The 16,283-nt window shown below is 58.6% G+C and carries 17 protein-coding genes, 1 rRNA gene and 2 pseudogenes; 3 read left to right on the forward strand and 17 right to left on the reverse strand.

What is annotated here, in order from left to right; genetic code table 11:
• The first annotated feature begins 40 nt into the window (after window positions 1-40).
• The 3 genes and pseudogenes from btuB to SOPEG_RS14580 all read left to right on the forward strand — a co-directional run bounded on the left by btuB (window position 41) and on the right by SOPEG_RS14580 (window position 5,003).
• Window positions 41-1,927: pseudogene (gene btuB / locus SOPEG_RS14570) on the forward strand (TonB-dependent vitamin B12 receptor BtuB).
• Window positions 1,872-2,744, forward strand: coding sequence for a glutamate racemase (gene murI, locus SOPEG_RS14575; protein WP_025245897.1), 873 nt, complete (start codon window positions 1,872-1,874; stop codon window positions 2,742-2,744). Before btuB ends, murI begins: the two are co-directional and overlap by 56 nt.
• A 715-nt stretch (window positions 2,745-3,459) precedes the next feature.
• Window positions 3,460-5,003: ribosomal RNA gene (locus SOPEG_RS14580) — 16S ribosomal RNA — on the forward strand.
• A 108-nt stretch (window positions 5,004-5,111) separates the two neighbouring features.
• Here SOPEG_RS14580 and SOPEG_RS14585 read toward each other — a convergent pair.
• The 17 genes and pseudogenes from SOPEG_RS14585 to SOPEG_RS24970 form a co-directional block, all read right to left on the reverse strand.
• Window positions 5,112-6,310 (reverse strand): annotated as a pseudogene (locus SOPEG_RS14585) (IS256-like element ISSoEn2 family transposase).
• A gap of 94 nt (window positions 6,311-6,404) precedes the next feature.
• The gene (locus tag SOPEG_RS14590; RefSeq protein WP_038468830.1) at window positions 6,405-6,755 is read right to left on the reverse strand and encodes a hypothetical protein; all 351 of its coding nucleotides are present in this window, start codon (window positions 6,753-6,755) and stop codon (window positions 6,405-6,407) included.
• A gap of 11 nt (window positions 6,756-6,766) precedes the next feature.
• Window positions 6,767-7,207 carry a phage tail sheath C-terminal domain-containing protein gene (locus SOPEG_RS29765; RefSeq protein ID WP_025245899.1) on the reverse strand — a complete coding sequence of 147 codons (441 nt, stop codon included), beginning with the start codon at window positions 7,205-7,207 and terminating at the stop codon, window positions 6,767-6,769.
• Complete coding sequence (locus SOPEG_RS29770; protein WP_236851491.1) at window positions 7,156-7,680, reverse strand: hypothetical protein; 525 nt, start codon at window positions 7,678-7,680, stop codon at window positions 7,156-7,158. Before SOPEG_RS29770 ends, SOPEG_RS29765 begins: the two co-directional genes overlap by 52 nt.
• Window positions 7,674-8,087, reverse strand: coding sequence for a hypothetical protein (locus SOPEG_RS29775; protein ID WP_025245901.1), 414 nt, complete (start codon window positions 8,085-8,087; stop codon window positions 7,674-7,676). Before SOPEG_RS29775 ends, SOPEG_RS29770 begins: the two co-directional genes overlap by 7 nt.
• A gap of 51 nt (window positions 8,088-8,138) precedes the next feature.
• The gene (locus SOPEG_RS14600) at window positions 8,139-8,750 is read right to left on the reverse strand and encodes a DUF1834 family protein (protein WP_038468832.1); all 612 of its coding nucleotides are present in this window, start codon (window positions 8,748-8,750) and stop codon (window positions 8,139-8,141) included.
• Window positions 8,750-9,178 (reverse strand): gp436 family protein, encoded by a 429-nt coding sequence (locus SOPEG_RS14605; RefSeq protein ID WP_025245903.1) that lies wholly within the window; start codon window positions 9,176-9,178, stop codon window positions 8,750-8,752. The genes SOPEG_RS14600 and SOPEG_RS14605 overlap by 1 nt, the downstream gene beginning before the upstream one ends.
• Before the next feature lie 2 nt (window positions 9,179-9,180).
• Entirely contained in the window at window positions 9,181-10,083 is a 903-nt protein-coding gene (locus tag SOPEG_RS14610) for a Mu-like prophage major head subunit gpT family protein (RefSeq protein ID WP_025245904.1), read from the reverse strand.
• A gap of 13 nt (window positions 10,084-10,096) precedes the next feature.
• Entirely contained in the window at window positions 10,097-10,462 is a 366-nt protein-coding gene (locus tag SOPEG_RS14615; RefSeq protein ID WP_236851493.1) for a hypothetical protein, read from the reverse strand.
• A gap of 58 nt (window positions 10,463-10,520) precedes the next feature.
• Window positions 10,521-10,829: a hypothetical protein gene (locus SOPEG_RS23135; RefSeq protein ID WP_051419750.1), complete on the reverse strand. Its 309-nt coding sequence runs from the start codon at window positions 10,827-10,829 to the stop codon at window positions 10,521-10,523.
• On the reverse strand, window positions 10,801-11,466 hold the full coding sequence (locus SOPEG_RS14620) for a phage protease (RefSeq protein ID WP_051419752.1): 666 nt from the start codon (window positions 11,464-11,466) through the stop codon (window positions 10,801-10,803). The genes SOPEG_RS23135 and SOPEG_RS14620 overlap by 29 nt, the downstream gene beginning before the upstream one ends.
• Window positions 11,467-11,864: 398 nt before the next feature.
• A complete protein-coding gene (locus SOPEG_RS14625) occupies window positions 11,865-12,221 on the reverse strand; it encodes a phage virion morphogenesis protein (RefSeq protein ID WP_200867815.1) in 357 nt (118 codons plus the stop codon).
• 228 nt (window positions 12,222-12,449) lie between these two features.
• The gene (locus tag SOPEG_RS14630) at window positions 12,450-12,710 is read right to left on the reverse strand and encodes a hypothetical protein (protein ID WP_038468835.1); all 261 of its coding nucleotides are present in this window, start codon (window positions 12,708-12,710) and stop codon (window positions 12,450-12,452) included.
• 30 nt (window positions 12,711-12,740) lie between these two features.
• Complete coding sequence (locus SOPEG_RS14635; protein ID WP_158382420.1) at window positions 12,741-13,760, reverse strand: phage head morphogenesis protein; 1,020 nt, start codon at window positions 13,758-13,760, stop codon at window positions 12,741-12,743.
• 13 nt (window positions 13,761-13,773) lie between these two features.
• The gene (locus SOPEG_RS14640) at window positions 13,774-14,337 is read right to left on the reverse strand and encodes a phage portal protein family protein (RefSeq protein ID WP_025245905.1); all 564 of its coding nucleotides are present in this window, start codon (window positions 14,335-14,337) and stop codon (window positions 13,774-13,776) included.
• Window positions 14,288-16,045, reverse strand: a complete 1,758-nt coding sequence (locus tag SOPEG_RS14645) for a DNA-binding protein (protein WP_025245906.1) — start codon at window positions 16,043-16,045, stop codon at window positions 14,288-14,290. The genes SOPEG_RS14640 and SOPEG_RS14645 overlap by 50 nt, the downstream gene beginning before the upstream one ends.
• A gap of 2 nt (window positions 16,046-16,047) precedes the next feature.
• Complete coding sequence (locus SOPEG_RS24970) at window positions 16,048-16,275, reverse strand: helix-turn-helix domain-containing protein (RefSeq protein WP_071882211.1); 228 nt, start codon at window positions 16,273-16,275, stop codon at window positions 16,048-16,050.
• Window positions 16,276-16,283 lie beyond the last annotated feature (8 nt).

Raw genomic sequence — 16,283 nt, forward strand, 5'->3', positions numbered from 1 at the left:
GTAGCCAGCGGCGTCCTGCCAATCGATTGGATGCGAAGAGATGTCTAAAACAAAAACAACCGTACTGGTGACGCTGTCCGTCACGGCCTTTTCCGGCTGGGGACAAGATAATAATACCGCTACGCAGGCTGCCGGGGGCCAGGCGCTGATTGTGTCCGCCAACAGCTTCCCACAGCCCGTATCCTCGGTACTGGCGCCGGTCAGCGTGGTCACCCGCGAAGATATCGATCGCGGGCAGATTAAATCGGTGGCCGAGGCGCTGAGCCGGTTGCCGGGAGTGGATATCGGCCAGAACGGCGGTCTCGGCCAGCAAAGTTCGCTTTTCATACGCGGCACCAACGCCAGCCATGCGCTGGTGTTAATCGACGGCGTGCGGATGAATCAGACGGGCATATCCGGCGCCTCCGATCTTAGCCAAATTCCCATCGCGCTGGTGCAACGCATTGAATATATTCGCGGGCCGCGTTCGGCGGTGTACGGTTCCGATGCGATTGGCGGCGTGGTAAATATCATCACCACCCGAGAACAGGACGGCAGCACGCTTAGCGCCGGTATGGGCTCCCACGGTTACCAAACCTATGACGGCGCTACCCGTCAGCAATTGGGGGAAAACACCACCGCCACGTTGGCGGGCAATTATACCTATACCCGCGGATTCGATGTTCGGGCCAACTTGCCGGATAACTATGGCGATCCGGCCCAGCCCGATCGCGATGGCTTTATGAGCAAAACGCTGTACGCCGCATTGGAACATCGGTTCAACGAACAATTCAGCGGTTTCACCAGCAATTACGGTTTTAACAACCGCAGCGCCTACGACGGCACCTATTCCTATAGCGACCCCAATCATCTGGATGCGCTGCCGGACACCCGGCAGCTCTACAGCCGTACCTGGGATACCGGCCTGCGTTTCCAGCAGGGGATTTATGCTTCCCAACTGTCTTTCAGTTATAACCATACCAAAGACTATAACTATGATCCCCACTATGGGCCCTATGCGGATTCCGCCACGTTGGACGACTCCAAGCAGTATTACCTGCAATGGGGTAATACGCTGCAAATCGCACACGGTACCGCCAGCGCCGGGGTGGATTGGCAGAAACAGACCGCCGAGCCCGGTACCAATTATCTCAGCGATGGCTACCAGCAACGTAATACCGGCTTATATGCCACGGTTCAGCAATTATACGGCCCGGTCACCCTGGAGGGGGCGGCGCGAGAGGATGATAATTCGCAGTTCGGCTGGCACGGGACTTGGCAGGGCAGCGCCGCCTGGGAAGTCGTCGACGGTTATCGCCTCCTGCTGTCCTATGGCACCGCCTATAAAGCGCCAAATCTCGGCCAGCTTTATAGCGCCTATGGCGGCAATGCACAGCTCGATCCCGAGTAGAGTAAACAGTGGGAAGGGGGAATAGAAGGTTTAACCGGTCCGCTGGACTGGCGTTTATCGGCCTATCGCAATGATATTGACGATATGATCGCGTGGGATACCGGCAGCGAAACATATTACAACATCGGCAAGGCGCGTATTAAAGGGGTAGAGTGGACAGGCTCCTTTACCACAGGCGTGCTGGCCCACCAGGTGACGCTGGAATATCTCGATCCACGCGATGCCAAGACCAACGAAATCTTGGCGCGCCGCGCCAAACAACAGGTGAAATATCAACTGGACTGGCTGGTGGCCAATATCGACTGGTCGCTGAATTACCGTTATTTAGGGCAGCGCTGGGATACGAATTATAACACCAATCAACGCGTACGGCTGGGCGGCGTGAGTCTTTGGGATATCGCGGCGTCATATCCGCTTACAACCCGCTTGACGGTTCGTGGTAGACTTGCCAATGTGTTCGATAAAAATTATGAGACAGCTTATGGCTACCAGACTGCAGGACGGGAATTCTATCTCACCGGGACCTATGCTTTCTGACGGCAGCACCACTAAACGACTCACCATTCTTGTTTTTGACTCCGGCGTGGGGGGCCTATCGATTTATGATGAGGTCAGGCAAACCTTGCCGGATGCCCATTATCTGTACGTATTTGACAATGAGGCGTTCCCCTACGGTGAGAAACCGGAGCAGTTCATTGTTGATAGGGTCGTCGCCATCGTTGGCGCGATGTGGCGGCTGCATAAGCTCGATATGGTCATCGTTGCCTGTAATACCGCCAGCACGATTTCACTGCCGGCGTTGCGCGAGCGTTTTCCCTGCCCCATCATCGGCGTGGTGCCGGCCATCAAACCGGCGGCCAGGCTCACCCGTAATGGCATCGTCGGACTACTGGCGACCCGCGCTACCGTACAGCGCAGCTATACTCACGATCTCATCAGTCAATTCGCCGGCGATTGCCAAATTTTGCAATTGGGTACGGCCGAACTGGTGGATATGGCGGAAGCCAAACTGCATGGTGAAATGGTGCCGCTGCCGGTGCTGCGTAAACTCCTTCGTCCTTGGTTGAGGGCGGTGGAGCCCCCCGACACGGTCGTGCTTGGCTGCACCCATTTTCCCCTGCTAAGCCCAGAATTACAGTCGGTACTGCCGGAAGGAACCCGCCTGGTCGATTCCGGCTCAGCCATTGCCCGCCGCGCCGCCTGGTTGGTAGAGCATGATATCGATGTCAGCGGCCTACAGGGCGAAGCGGGGCCGAACAGGGCCTACTGCCTTGCCCCCACGCCGCAAGCGGTGGCGCTGATGCCCGCATTGACGCGCTATGGTTTCGGATCATTGGGAAAGCTTACGCTCTAACAGCAGGCCATGCTTCTACCAGCAGGCTATGCCTTTTTAGCGGCCATGTCTTTCACAGCAGGCCATGCCTAACCACCGACAATGTCAAACAACGGACCATGCCGCTTGGGCCAGGACACGGCGTTAATCCGACCTGTCCCATTGTGCTGTACTCACCCTTCACGCCTAGGCCCTGGTGTTTCGTCTATCTTACTCTCTCTTCACGATCCGCGATCGCGACGCCAGCCTCACCCCGCGCACACGCCGGAGGTGGAAACCTTTCGCTAGCGGGCAAAAAAATGAATTTTTCCCTCCGTCGGCGTCAGAGTTGACTGAAAAACAGGTTCCGGTGGATAAACGGGCGGTGAAAAAAGAGTGCTTCGTTTAATTTATCGCCAGTCGACGAAAAAGTTGCAATTAGCGCTTGTCACCGGCCGTGAAGGCCCTATAATGCGCCTCCACTGACCGGGAACAGTCGTTGCGACCCACCGGCTCAGCCAGAGGCAAGCGGCCCGCGACGGGCAAATAAAAGCTTGACTCTACAGCGGAAAAGCGTAGTATGCGCCACCCGCGCCGGTAGAGAAATTACCCTCCTGGCCACGCTCTTTAACAATTTATCAGACAATCTGTGTGGGCACTCACAAGACGATATCGATACACGAAATATCAAGTCTTGAAGAGTGAACGACGAATATTCATAAGAATACCAGTTTTAATTCTTTGAGCATCAAGCTTTTAATTGAAGAGTTTGATCATGGCTCAGATTGAACGCTGGCGGCAGGCCTAACACATGCAAGTCGAGCGGCAGCGGGAAGAAGCTTGCTTCTTTGCCGGCGAGCGGCGGACGGGTGAGTAATGTCTGGGGATCTGCCCGATGGAGGGGGATAACTACTGGAAACGGTAGCTAATACCGCATAACGTCGCAAGACCAAAGTGGGGGACCTTCGGGCCTCACACCATCGGATGAACCCAGATGGGATTAGCTAGTAGGTGGGGTAATGGCTCACCTAGGCGACGATCCCTAGCTGGTCTGAGAGGATGACCAGCCACACTGGAACTGAGACACGGTCCAGACTCCTACGGGAGGCAGCAGTGGGGAATATTTCACAATGGGGGAAACCCTGATGCAGCCATGCCGCGTGTGTGAAGAAAGCCTTCGGGTTGTAAAGCACTTTCAGCGGGGAGGAAGGCGGTGGCGTTAATAGCGCCATCGATTGACGTTACCCGCAGAAGAAGCACCGGCTAACTCCGTGCCAGCAGCCGCGGTAATTACGGAGGGTGCGAGCGTTAATCGGAATTACTGGGCGTAAAGCGTACGCAGGCGGTCTGTTAAGTCAGATGTGAAATCCCCGGGCTCAACCTGGGAAGTGCATTTGAAACTGGCAGGCTAGAGTCTCGTAGAGGGGGGGTAGAATTCCAGGTGTAGCGGTGAAATGCGTAGAGATCTGGAGGAATATCGGTGGCGAAGGCGGCCCCCTGGACGAAGACTGACGCTCAGGTACGAAAGCGTGGGGAGCAAACAGGATTAGATACCCTGGTAGTCCACGCTGTAAACGATGTCGATTTGAAGGTTGTGGCCTTGAGCCGTGGCTTTCGGAGCTAACGCGTTAAATCGACCGCCTGGGGAGTACGGCCGCAAGGTTAAAACTCAAATGAATTGACGGGGGCCCGCACAAGCGGTGGAGCATGTGGTTTAATTCGATGCGACGCGAAGAACCTTACCTACTTTTGACATCCAGAGAACTTGGCAGAGATGCCTCGGTGCCTTCGGGAGCTCTGAGACAGGTGCTGCATGGCTGTCGTCAGCTCGTGTTGTGAAATGTTGGGTTAAGTCCCGCAACGAGCGCAACCCTTATCCTTTGTTGCCAACGATTCGGTCGGGAACTCAAAGGAGACTGCCGGTGATAAACCGGAGGAAGGTGGGGATGACGTCAAGTCATCATGGCCCTTACGAGTAGGGCTACACACGTGCTACAATGGCGCATACAAAGAGAAGCGATCTCGCGAGAGTCAGCGGACCTCATAAAGTGCGTCGTAGTCCGGATTGGAGTCTGCAACTCGACTCCATGAAGTCGGAATCGCTAGTAATCGTGGATCAGAATGCCACGGTGAATACGTTCCCGGGCCTTGTACACACCGCCCGTCACACCATGGGAGTGGGTTGCAAAAGAAGTAGGTAGCTTAACCTTCGGGAGGGCGCTTACCACTTTGTGATTCATGACTGGGGTGAAGTCGTAACAAGGTAACCGTAGGGGAACCTGCGGTTGGATCACCTCCTTATCTAGACGATACGTTAAGTGACGTGTCCACACAGATTGTCTGATAACTGTCACGAGCAAAGCAGCCCGTCGGCGGACCCTGTACACGATTCTGTGTAAATGCCTTTTCTCAGAAGTGACCGTCCAGGCGGTCACCGAACTCGATAATAAAGCGGCTCATTGCCATGCGCCAGTCCCTCAAAGGCATTGTCCATTTCTGTGAGGCCGCCTGTATCGCCAGCCACACCACCTTTTTCACTGCGTCGTCGGTCGGGAACACCTTGCGCTTTTTGATGGCATGCCGGATCACGCTGTTTAACGACTCGATGGCGTTGGTTGTGTAGATCACCTTGCGGATGTCCGTTGGGTAGGCAAAGAACGTGGCCAGATTGGCCCAGTTTGCCTGCCAGCTTCGACTTATTTGCGGGTAGCGGATGTCCCAGGCACTGGAGAACGCTTCCAGCGCCTGCAAGCCGGCTTCTTCCGTAGGGGCCTGATAGATACGCGGGTGACGGCCTTGTAGTCCTTCCAGGAGACGAACCGCAGGCTGTTGCGCACCATATGCACGATACACAACTGGAGCCGCGCCTCCGGATACACCGCGTTAATAGCGTCAGGGAAACCTTTCAGCCCGTCTACACAGGCGATAAGGATATCGTTCAGGCCGCGGTTTTTCAGCTCTGTCAGCACGTTCAGCCAGAACTTTGCGCCTTCATTTTCGGCCAGCCACATGCCTAGCAACTCTTTCTGGCCTTCGATGTTGATGCCCAGCGCCAGGAACACAGATTTGTTGATGATGCGGCTGTCCTGCCGGACTTTTAGAACGATACAGTCAAGATAAACAATGGGATAGACTGCATCCAGAGGCCGGTTTTGCCATTCAACAACCTGCTCCATGACCGCATCGGTGACCTTTGAGACCAGCGCCGGCGAGACATCGGCGTCATACAGCTCTTTGAACGCGGCGGCGCTCTCGCGGGTGGTCATCCCTTTGGCGTACAACGATAAAATCTGGTTATCCATCCCGGTAATCCGGGTCTGGTTCTTCTTCACCAGTTGCGGTTCAAAGGAACCGTCACGATCGCGCGGAGTACGCAGCGCCAGCGGGCCATCGCCAGTGGTAACGGTTTTTGTGGAATAGCCGTTGCGGGCGTTGGTCCCCGGTTTAGGCTGATTTTTATCGTAGCCGAGGTGATGGGTCATTTCGGCATTGAGAGCTGCTTCGACGCTGATTTTTTTCAGCAGCCGATCGAAGTGACTGAGATCTTCAGGGGTTTTGAGATTTTTGGCCAGTTCGTTAGCCAGAGCCTGCAACTGTTTTTCGTCCATAAATTAACCTGTTTTTGATGTTGGATTGAACATATCAAAATCAGGCAAATACACAAATTTCTAAACAGGCTCATGAGTTACTCCTCAACCTTGTTCAGTGCAAAGGGCTAATGGTGATACGGGCCTCATTGTCAACGGTATACTGTTCGCCCACCTCGGTGACAAACACATCCTGATAGGTGATGCGCTTGCCGCCGGTGAGCGGGTATTGCGTCAGTTTCGCGCCCGAGATTTTTTCCCAGTGGAGCGTTTTATCAACCGGCACCACGGCGGTGATGGACAGCTCCCAGGTAGCAATCCCCTGGGTGTAGCCCTTGGCGCGTCCGGTGGCGTTCATGGTCTTGACCAGCTGCTTGCCGGTGTTCTCGCGCGGACTAAACTCAGTCACCTCAACCTCGGTGCTGTTGACCTCCAGCACCACCGCGCCGGTGTATTCCAGTGCCATACAGGCCCCCTTTACAAAAGATAAATGGTGGCGGCAAACACATGCAGACCACGCACCACCGCCGCCGGGATACTGGCATCGGCGCGGCTGTCATCCTGCCGACTGCGCGTCACCGTCAGCTGGTCCTTGTGCTCGTCCACATTTTCAACGATTTCCGGCTGCTCCAGGGCATACAGCACATCGAGCAGCTCGGAGCGGATACGCAGCAGGCGGATATCGTTGAGCTTTTCGCGCGGGAAGCGCTGGGTGATACGGGCACGGCAGGCCAGGCGCACATAGTCCAGCGAGCTCAGAATAGTGATATCCATCAACGAAAGGTCAGTGACCCCCATGCTGTTTTTCACATAGGTGCTGACCGCCCGCACAATCTGCACCTGACTGCCGTTCATCCCAAAAGGTGTCAGGCCGTTGGCCAGCGCGTTTTCCTGCTCGCTACGCCCCGGCCCGGCCATTTGTCCTGCGGCGTGATATCCGCGCCGGGTAACGCCAGGGTATTGAGCGGGCGCGCCGGGTCAGACTCGCTGGCGATGATGGCGGCATATATCGCTGCCAGCTCGCCGTTCGGCAGCATGGAGCCGGGGTACCAACCCATGGTGAGACGCGCGGCGTTGACGTCGGTCGTAAGCGCGGTGTCCCCTGACAGCGTACCGTTCCAGCCAACCACCCCCAGCGCACCGCGCTGCTCCAGCGGCCCGGACACCTTGTCCAGCCAGGTGGCAAGGGTGGTAAGCGCGGTTTTGCTGGCGTACGGCGACATCACCAGGGTATGCCCGGCGCTGAATATCGCCGCCAGCGCCGCATTCAGTGCGGGGTCGCCCTCGCCGCCGCGCATCGGCGTCAGCGTAGCGGTGATACCCGGTGCACTGAGTGTGACGGCCACGCCAATCTGGTTACCGCAAGCGCCTTTGTTGCGTGCCGTCAGCACCAGCTGCTTGCCGGGACTTTTACCGCCGGTAACGGCGGCGGGATATCCGCCATCGCCGCCGTTACCGGTAGCGCGTCCAGGGTGTTGATGGCCTCGACCAGGCTCACCATCAGCGTCCCGGCGCTATCGCCACTGGCGACAGCAATGGCGACGGTTTCGCCACAGACGCCAAGGCGCACCTGCCCGGTGCCGCTGGCACTGCCCTTGAGTACCAGCGTGCCAGTGGCCTCATCGCTGAACACGTTTACCGGCGTCAGCGTATCGGTGTCCGGCGTGGTGGTGCGCTGGGCCAATATCACCAGCTTCTGGTCGTTAGTGGCCAGCGCCCGTGACGCCAGGGTGGTGTTAAACCCGAAGTAATAGCCGGGTTTATAGGTTGGCGTCGGTATCACGGCATCAATGCTCATGCGTCCCCCTTGATAGATGGTTTATCGCGCAGCCCTTGACGGGCCATCACGTCAATCAGGATCTTTTGCCCTGATGGTCACGATATCCTGCGCAACAACTGCTGGCTGGTCATCCAGGTGATAGGCCAGCCCGGTGCGCTCATGCATCGGCCACGACGTATCGAGTCGCCCCTGATAGTCCGCAAACAGCCGGTCAGGATCATTGTCGCTTTCCGGCGCGAGCCAGCGGCCGTTATCCAGCGCCTCTTCAACCCAGACCGTGTCGAAATCGCAAGAATAGGCCGCCAGGGCATCACTGTTCAGGCGGGTGCTAAACAGCGAACGCACCCGGCCTGACAGCAGGGGCTCGACAGGCAGCCCCATATCCTGCCGGCTCATCAAGCGCCGCACGGCGCGGATCAGCTGGTTACAGCTCACTTCATCGCGCACCGAATAGGCCGCCAGCAGCACCGAGAAACGCCCGGTGGTGTAAAAACGGTGTTTATGGGTACTGACCGGGCGGGTCTGCTGCACGCCGAGAAAGGTCACCCAGCAGGCGGGCAGCACACGGGCGATAGCCCCCACATCCTCCAGCTCGCCGCCATAGCTGCCGACGCTAGACACCATGCGACCCAGCCCGTCTTTAAGCCGCGCCATCATGGCGTTTTCAATTTCGCTTATCATTAAAATCCCCCGCCGCCGGTCTGGTTGCGGCCCCAGATGCGGCGACCGGAAAAGAACGCCGCCCCGGCATTGCCCTGCAGCGTGCCACCGTTCTGGGTGGTGGCCAGCGTAACCCACCCATTGGCGACGTTTTCCAGATAGCGGATGGCGGCGCGGTAGCGGCCACGGATTTCATCGGTGCAGACCCGTTCGGTGCCGGTGAGGCGGTAGCGGGCGATATCATAGGCGATGCCGCGCAGGTTGGAGGGCACCACCGGCAGCGGCAGGGTATAGCGCCCGCCGATATAGCCGTTAATCTCATCACTGGCGGCCTGCAACCCGCCGGCCAGCACGGCGGCATCAATCTCGCCGGTGTTGTCGCGGTCGGTCAGGGTGCGCACTTCCCGCTCGCCGAAGCGCAACACCATGTCCTCAAGGCTGGCGTACACGCTTATTTACCCGTCGAGCCGTAGGCCATCTGCCAGAAGCCAAACCCGGCCTGGCCGCGTGCCTCTGCGCCAAACTTGAACTGCTTGCGCATAAACACGTCCGGGCTGTTGATATCGGTCATGGCGACAAACAGCGGGGCCTGGCGCTGCTGGAAAATCAGCGGCTTTAGCGGACGGCTGGTATCCATCAGGAACCAGGCGCTGTCCGAGGTCAGCCAGGGCACGACCAGTACCTCGGCAGTACCCTTGTAAATATTGGCCTTACCGTCATCGAGACGTTCGGCGGTGATAAGGGTATGCGCCACATCGTCGAGTGCCGGCGGCACGACCAGCAGGTTGGGCATGATATTCAGCGGCCGTCCCTCTTCGTCCTTCATCTGGCGCAGCTGCTTGCGCGCTTCGCCGTAGGAGGCCTGTGCCTCGGCCAGCGACGCCGCCGATAACGGCTTTTTGCCAAGATTGGAGTAGGTAGTTTTGCCCATACTGTGCGTGTCGCTGAAAAACGGCTGGCCGTCATAGCCTTTTTCGCTAAAGCCTTTATTGAGCAGCTCAAACACCATCTCGTCCGGCCACTGTTTGGCGGTAAAGCCTGCATCCTGCGCCTGGGGCTGGTAAACACCCAACTGGTCATCCTGGATATCGTTGCGGTCCACTTCCACCGTGGCCTCATAGTCATCATTGGCCAGGGTGTAGGTTGACGCCGCCAGCGCCTTGACCTGCTTGTCGCCTATCCATTTGCGCATCCGCGGGAAGCGGCTTAACCAAGCGTAGGTGTTCTCCTTGCCGGTGGACGGCACCAGGGTGGCGACCTTGTCCCACTGGGTGGGTGCGGCGTCAAACGCCTGGTTAAAGGTGAGTTTAATGTTGCAGAAAATCACCCTTAAATTTGCAGCATTCACTAACATGTGCAGTGTCTCCTTATTCGACCCAGAAGCCCGCTGCGTCAAGCATGATGATGGTACCTGCCGTACAGCGGCTGGCGGGTTTCCCCGGTTTGCCTTCCTGCGCGGGTGTGCCGCCGTCGCTGGCAGAGACCGTCTGGTTATCCACCACATAGGCCGGCTTGCCGACATGCGCCTGCTTCACCGAGCCGTCGTTCTCCCACAAAAACGCCTTGTGGCGGCGTACCCGGATCTGCTGGTCGCCATTGCCACCCTGGCGGTTGTCGATAGCCTCATCAGCCCGCCCGGCATACACCAGGTCCTCAGCGCTCTTACCGTTGACGGCATAGCCGTCCTTAAGGCAGACGATAACGCCGGCCGGGATAGTTTCTTTCGCCGCCACCGGATAGGCGTCAGCTCGCCGTCCCGGTACGGGGTATTACGATCTTGCGTGGTGGCGGTCATGATGGCTGCACCTCCTCTTTCATCATGGTGGCAATGGTCTCGGCGCTGTGGCCAAAGGCGTGACAGGCAGCCAGCGCCGGTGCATCCAGTGCGCCCAGAGGAGATGGACGCGCCTCGATGCCCTGCGGCGCAACGCCGCCGGTCTGCAGCCCGGACAGCGCGGCAATCGGCTGACGGGTGGCCAGGTGCTCACGCAGCTCATTGACCACGCTGACCGGGGCATAGGCAGCCGGATCAGGGGGCGTGGTGGTCTGCTGTGACAGCGCAGCAATCTGGTTATCCTTCTCGCTGAGCAGCGACAGCATATTGACGCGGGCCGCCCGCCGTACCTTGTCCGCCCGACAGGCGATCAATGAGTTTTTTCAGCTCAACCGTCACCTCGTCAGCCGTGGCCGACAGCGGCAGATTCAGCATCCAGAGCAGTTGTTCTAACAGTTCATCCACGTTATTTTCTCCCGTGAGTTGTTGTGACGCCGCCGCCAGCAGCGCCGCCATACCGTCAAGCGCCAGCACGTTGGTCAGCGCGGCATTCACCAGGCAGGTCACATTGCCCTGCCTGTCGTACTGAAACAGCGGGGAGACAAAGCGGTACTCCCCGGCGACAATCAGTGTGCGGGCGCGCTCGGTCCATTCGACATCCACTACAAACAGCCCCTGGCCCTCGACCCATTTCAGCTGCGAATACCAGCCGGCTGCCGGGGCCGGCTGGCCGTTCTCCCGGGCATAGATAGCCTGGTGCTCATAGTCAAAGCAGTACGGCGTCTGACGGGCCTGGGCGGCGTCAATTAACCGCTGGGCCTGGGGGGCCTCCAGCCGCCAGTGCGCCACGTCGGTGGGACGCGTATCCTGCGAGCGAAAGGTGCCGGCCGGAAACAGCTGGACACGGGTGCTGGCGCTCTCCAGCGCCACGGTCAGTGCGGCAAGGCGGACGGTGTTTTTCACGCGGTGGCGGTCCCAGAAAGTGTATTCGTGGGAAAGAGCCTAACCTGCGCGTCGGGTATCTCGTCGTGACGGGGGTGTAGGGGGTAAGCGTGGGGAAGGAAAAGGACATAAATGCACTGCCATCAGACTACACCGCTAACGCGGGTGGCGATACCCCGTTTAAAACCCGTTTAAAACCCGTTTAAATCGCGCCAGAATCGCTTAACGCGGTTTCACCCGCATCCATCAGCCTGCCCTGACTATCAAAAAACGCGCTACGGCCTTTACAGGGCGTCACTCGTCCAGCGCACGCTGGAGGTAATCATTGACGGTGTGCGCCAGGGCCTGATAGTCCTGGTCGGTTAAACTGAGAAAGGGCCGCGCCGGGATCGTTGAGCCGGGGTGATTGACGTTTTTTACTACCCGACCGTTAAAAGCCAGCGCTTTCTTATAGCGGGGCGAATGACATGGGGCCGGGTAGTGCCGCCCTGCTGGTGAATACGCGCATACACCACATTAGTCCCCACCACGGCCTGGTCGTTATCGGCGTCGCTGTCAATGGAGGCGGCCAACCGCCCCGACTGCTGCAGTATTTTGTCGACGCGGTCAATGGGCAGCCAGCGCGGGCGGCCTTCCTGCTCGAAATTCTCCATCACCGCGTCATACAGATCTTCACTGAGGGCGCGCATTAACGGCTGGCGGTGGCTCAGGGACTGCGCCAGTCGCTCAAGGGCCTGGCGCAAGGTGTCGGGCACGGTGATCGTCACATCTATCATGGTGATACCTCTTCTGACGGCCTGAGTCAGTGTTACTTTGGCAGAGTGGGCCAGATTTCAATTGGTAGTGACACATGCGAATCAGTGATCGGGGGAAATCAGAATTGCTGGTCTGGCGACCGGAATCAGTGATCGGATAAAATCGGAATCGCTGATCGGGCGACTGGAATCAGTGATCGGATATCGCCGGGAACAGCTGATCGGATACGTCGGGATCTGCACTATCATTTACTCCAGCGTGCCCCACAATACCTCATCATCCGCCTGATGTTTGAATGCGTCCAGATCACTGACGGTATCGACAGCACGAACAGTCAGGGAAGCTACCTTGCTGTCGGCAGCATCGGCGGATTGACCTGCGACCAGGCCCTCTATCGCCACCACGCCTTGACGGGCGCTCTCCTTCAGGTCGAAGACATACAGCAACACCGGCGTCGTCGGATGCCGGCGGTAGAGGATGGCGCGCGGACGATACAGCGACGACACCAAAGCGGACCAGAATGTCGCGGGCAGCGCGCCCTACTTGCTGTCGCGTGTGGCGTGCAGCAGGTTGGCGTCCGTCAGGGTGATCACTGCCGAGTCCGGCATCACGCCTTTGCCGGCCAGCGCGGCCACCACGGCAGGTCTTAATGCGCCGACAGGACGAAAGTCGCCGCGCGCCTGCCGCTGTGCCATCACCTGGCTTATCCAGTTACTGGTATCGCGGTTTAAGGCACTAAGCACCGCCGGCTGGCCTAGCGTTTCCTCTACCGCCTGCGCTGCCAGCCGGGTATCGGCGCGGGCGGCGCGGTTGAGCAGCTGCTCGCCGAGATGGCGGAGGTAGCCTTTGCCGGGGTTCAGATGAAAGCCCGCATCCGGGGTAAATACCTGGCCGGTTTTGGGGTCTTTAAACCCTGTCACCGGCCGCGTCTTGCCGTTCACGCCCTGCGGCTGGTCAACCGTGACGCGATAGTCGTCGGTGGACTCCAGCCCGATAGGGTGACGTACCAGTTGTGCCGGCGTCAGCGCCCGTACCCGGCAGCGGCAGTTATAGCCGTTAGGGGGAAACAGGGTGTCCCAACCCGTATCGTCATAACGGAACACCCGGCCATGCAGCGCGGCATGGCTGGGGCGGGTGTGGCTGTCCATCACCGCCACATACTGCCAGTAGGGCCGCTGGTCGACGTTCTCGCGCAGCCGCTGATAGCGCCCGGCCATATAGGCAGACTGGGTATTGGTGCGAAAAATCGTCTCCAGCCGGTAAGACAGCAGCTTTTTGCCTTCCAGATCGCCGTCGGGTGAGGCTTTTAGCCCTTTGCCCAGCCAGCCCTTGCGCTGCAGCAGCGGCAAGACCTCATCCTGGAACTGTGTCAGCGTCTTGCCATGGCGCAGACTGTCCGCCAGCGCGGTTTTCATGTCGGTTAACACATCCAGCTTAAGAATACCCGCCACGGTAAAGGAACGGGCGTGCGCCTCGTCGGCCACCTCCTGCCAGCGAAAACCGAAGGCGTAGCCCTTTGATTCAAAATACGCCACCGCTTTTTCCGGCGTCAGGGTCATGGCATAGCCCAGGTCAACGCTCATTGAGTCTCCCCCAGATGTCCGCGACAAAAATGGCCTGGGCAATCAGCTGTCGCAAGGCATGGTCGTCAAGCTGGGGCCAGGCTTCCGCCAGCATGGCCGTCACCGCTTCCGGCGTCTGCCCCTGCTGCAGAGCGGTCACCAGCGGGGTCAGCATTGCCTGCATGGCCTGGTTGACCGGCGTTGCCAGTCCGCCGGAGGCGTCTTTCAGTGCCTGCTCGGTGGCGGTGGGTGTGTGCGCAACGCTCAGCGCTGCCATGCCCGGCCATCGTGTCGGCATCAGGCTGGCCCCGGTAAAGATCGGCAGGTTGCCCGGCGGCTGCAGCAGTGGCTCGTCGTCCCGTGCGGCGGGAATGCCGCCTTCCGCCAGCGCCCAGGCCACCGGCACGCCGCTGCGCACCAGGAGATTCAGGGTCTCTGCGGTCTCCTTCATATCGCGCGGCTGGCGGGTATCAAACTCAAAGCAGCACATACGGCGTGGGGTGATATCGCTGTAGCCGTTAAGCTTAAGCAATGGGTAAAGCAGGTCGCGGGTCAGTGTGCCGGCCAGCTGCACCGCATCGCTGGCGGTCTACCTCAATCAGCTCCCCGGCAAAATACTGGTTATTCAGCAGTTCAACCCAACCACGCTGGGCCACGCGTTTCTCTTCTGGCATAAACATCTCGCGCAACTCGCCCGGCGTCAGGTATTCAATATCGTCTCCTTCCTCGGCCAGCAGGGCCTTGCGGTAGGCGGCCGGCGTCATCGACTTACCGTTGACCTTGGGTAGCGCGCTGTGCTCGTGGCTGTGGTTATAGCGCTGCACCTCCTCCTCGATAGCGTCTATCAGCTGCCGCCAGCGGGGCAAAATCGCCAGCGTTTTCTGCTGCGTGGCGTTCAGCTCTTTACCCTGACGCAAGGCATTCGACAGACTCAGCAGTTTTTGCCCCTGCACCCGCACCCCGTTGGGGTCGGCGCTCAATCCGTTATAGGTCTGAAAGCGCAGTGCCAGCCGGCGTGGCAGCACACCGTTCAGCCGCTCAATAATGCCCCGCGCCTGCGGATTACCGGGGATACCGGTAATATGCTCAATACCCAGTCGGGGAAAAATCCCGGTGATATCTGCATCCAGCATCTTGTTGGTCTCGCCGCCGCCGTTATCGGAGTAGGCAAACAGCGGCTTGCCGTGGTGCTGGATGGCATAACGCCACGCATCCGCTACCGCGATGGCGTTTTCCACCAGTGACAGGCTCCAGCCCACCAGATACCGGGTACGCCCGTCGAGCACCAACGTCAGCTCCGGGGTAAAGGGCCGCCCGTGTATCGGATGCGCCACTTTCATGTTCAGCGACTTGCCGTCGGCTATCCAGCAGCCGTTCACCGGCATCTGCGCCCAATCCCGCTGCTGGTACACCTGATACGCCTTAAGCGCCGAGCCGGTAACCCGCCCCCTGATCCGTCGGTGAGGTGCCACACGCTTGACCATGCGATTGACCTTGTCGTAGGTCGGCAGGGCCGCCAGCATGGCGGGCTGGTCATGGTATTTGCCCTGCCAGTCCGCCTGAAATGCGCGGTAGGCCTCCAGCACTGTGGGGCCACAGGGTCGGGCATAATGCGGCCAGAACAGGGCGTAAAACCACGTCATGTCTTCGGGACGCTGCTTCTTCGGCTGACCGGGAGCCAGTATCGCCAGATGCTCCTGGGGCCGCTCAGCGCTGAGATAGAGACTTACCCACTCCTGGAGGCTGCTTTTGCCCACCCCTTGCCGGGTGCGGCCCTTTTTGGCGTTGGCCAGTGTGGCGGCGCGCTGCAGTGCGTCAGGCAATGTGCCAGCCTTTGACTCATCGACGATAAAGGTCACCGCCGCAATGCGGGTCATGCCGGCCTGCTGCAATCGGATCACTTCCTGTGCCAGCATCATGCGCGCATCGGCAATCTGCTTCTGCTGATCGTTCATGGCCTGCACCTTGCGCTCGAGCAGGGCGGGACATTGACGCATGATCGCCAGCTCATCGCGCGACTTGATGGCGGTGCGGCGCTTGACCGACTCATCAACCGGTTGGGCCGGGGCTTGCGCTATCAAGGATTTATAGTGTCTCTGTCTGACGATCTCGCGCACTTGCTCTGGCAAACAATCGATGTGGTACTCGAAAGCCTTGGTGCCAGTGCGTTTACGCTGCATTTGATCTGAGTCTTTTGACCATTTATTTAATGCCAGCCGCATCCCTTGCACTGTTTCCGGTAGGCCTGGAATTTTCAGTAACTCATTTGCGGACACAAACATGATCAGGCAACCTCACGGGAATACCGACTTGGCCAGATCTCTTCTGGTGCGACACCAATCGCATCTGCAATTATGCGTTCATATTTTTTACATGGCCGGTATAGGGCATTTTTTAATGAATCAGGCTTTAGCCCAGCATTTAGAGAGAGTTTCCTTAATGTAAACCCCTTCACGTGAATTGCCGCTTTGTTGAATAAATCCGAAATTTGTGACGACTTCCTCCCTATCAGGGCGATTG

This window comes from Candidatus Sodalis pierantonius str. SOPE (assembly GCF_000517405.1).
Taxonomy (GTDB): Bacteria; Pseudomonadota; Gammaproteobacteria; order Enterobacterales; family Enterobacteriaceae; genus Sodalis_C; species Sodalis_C pierantonii.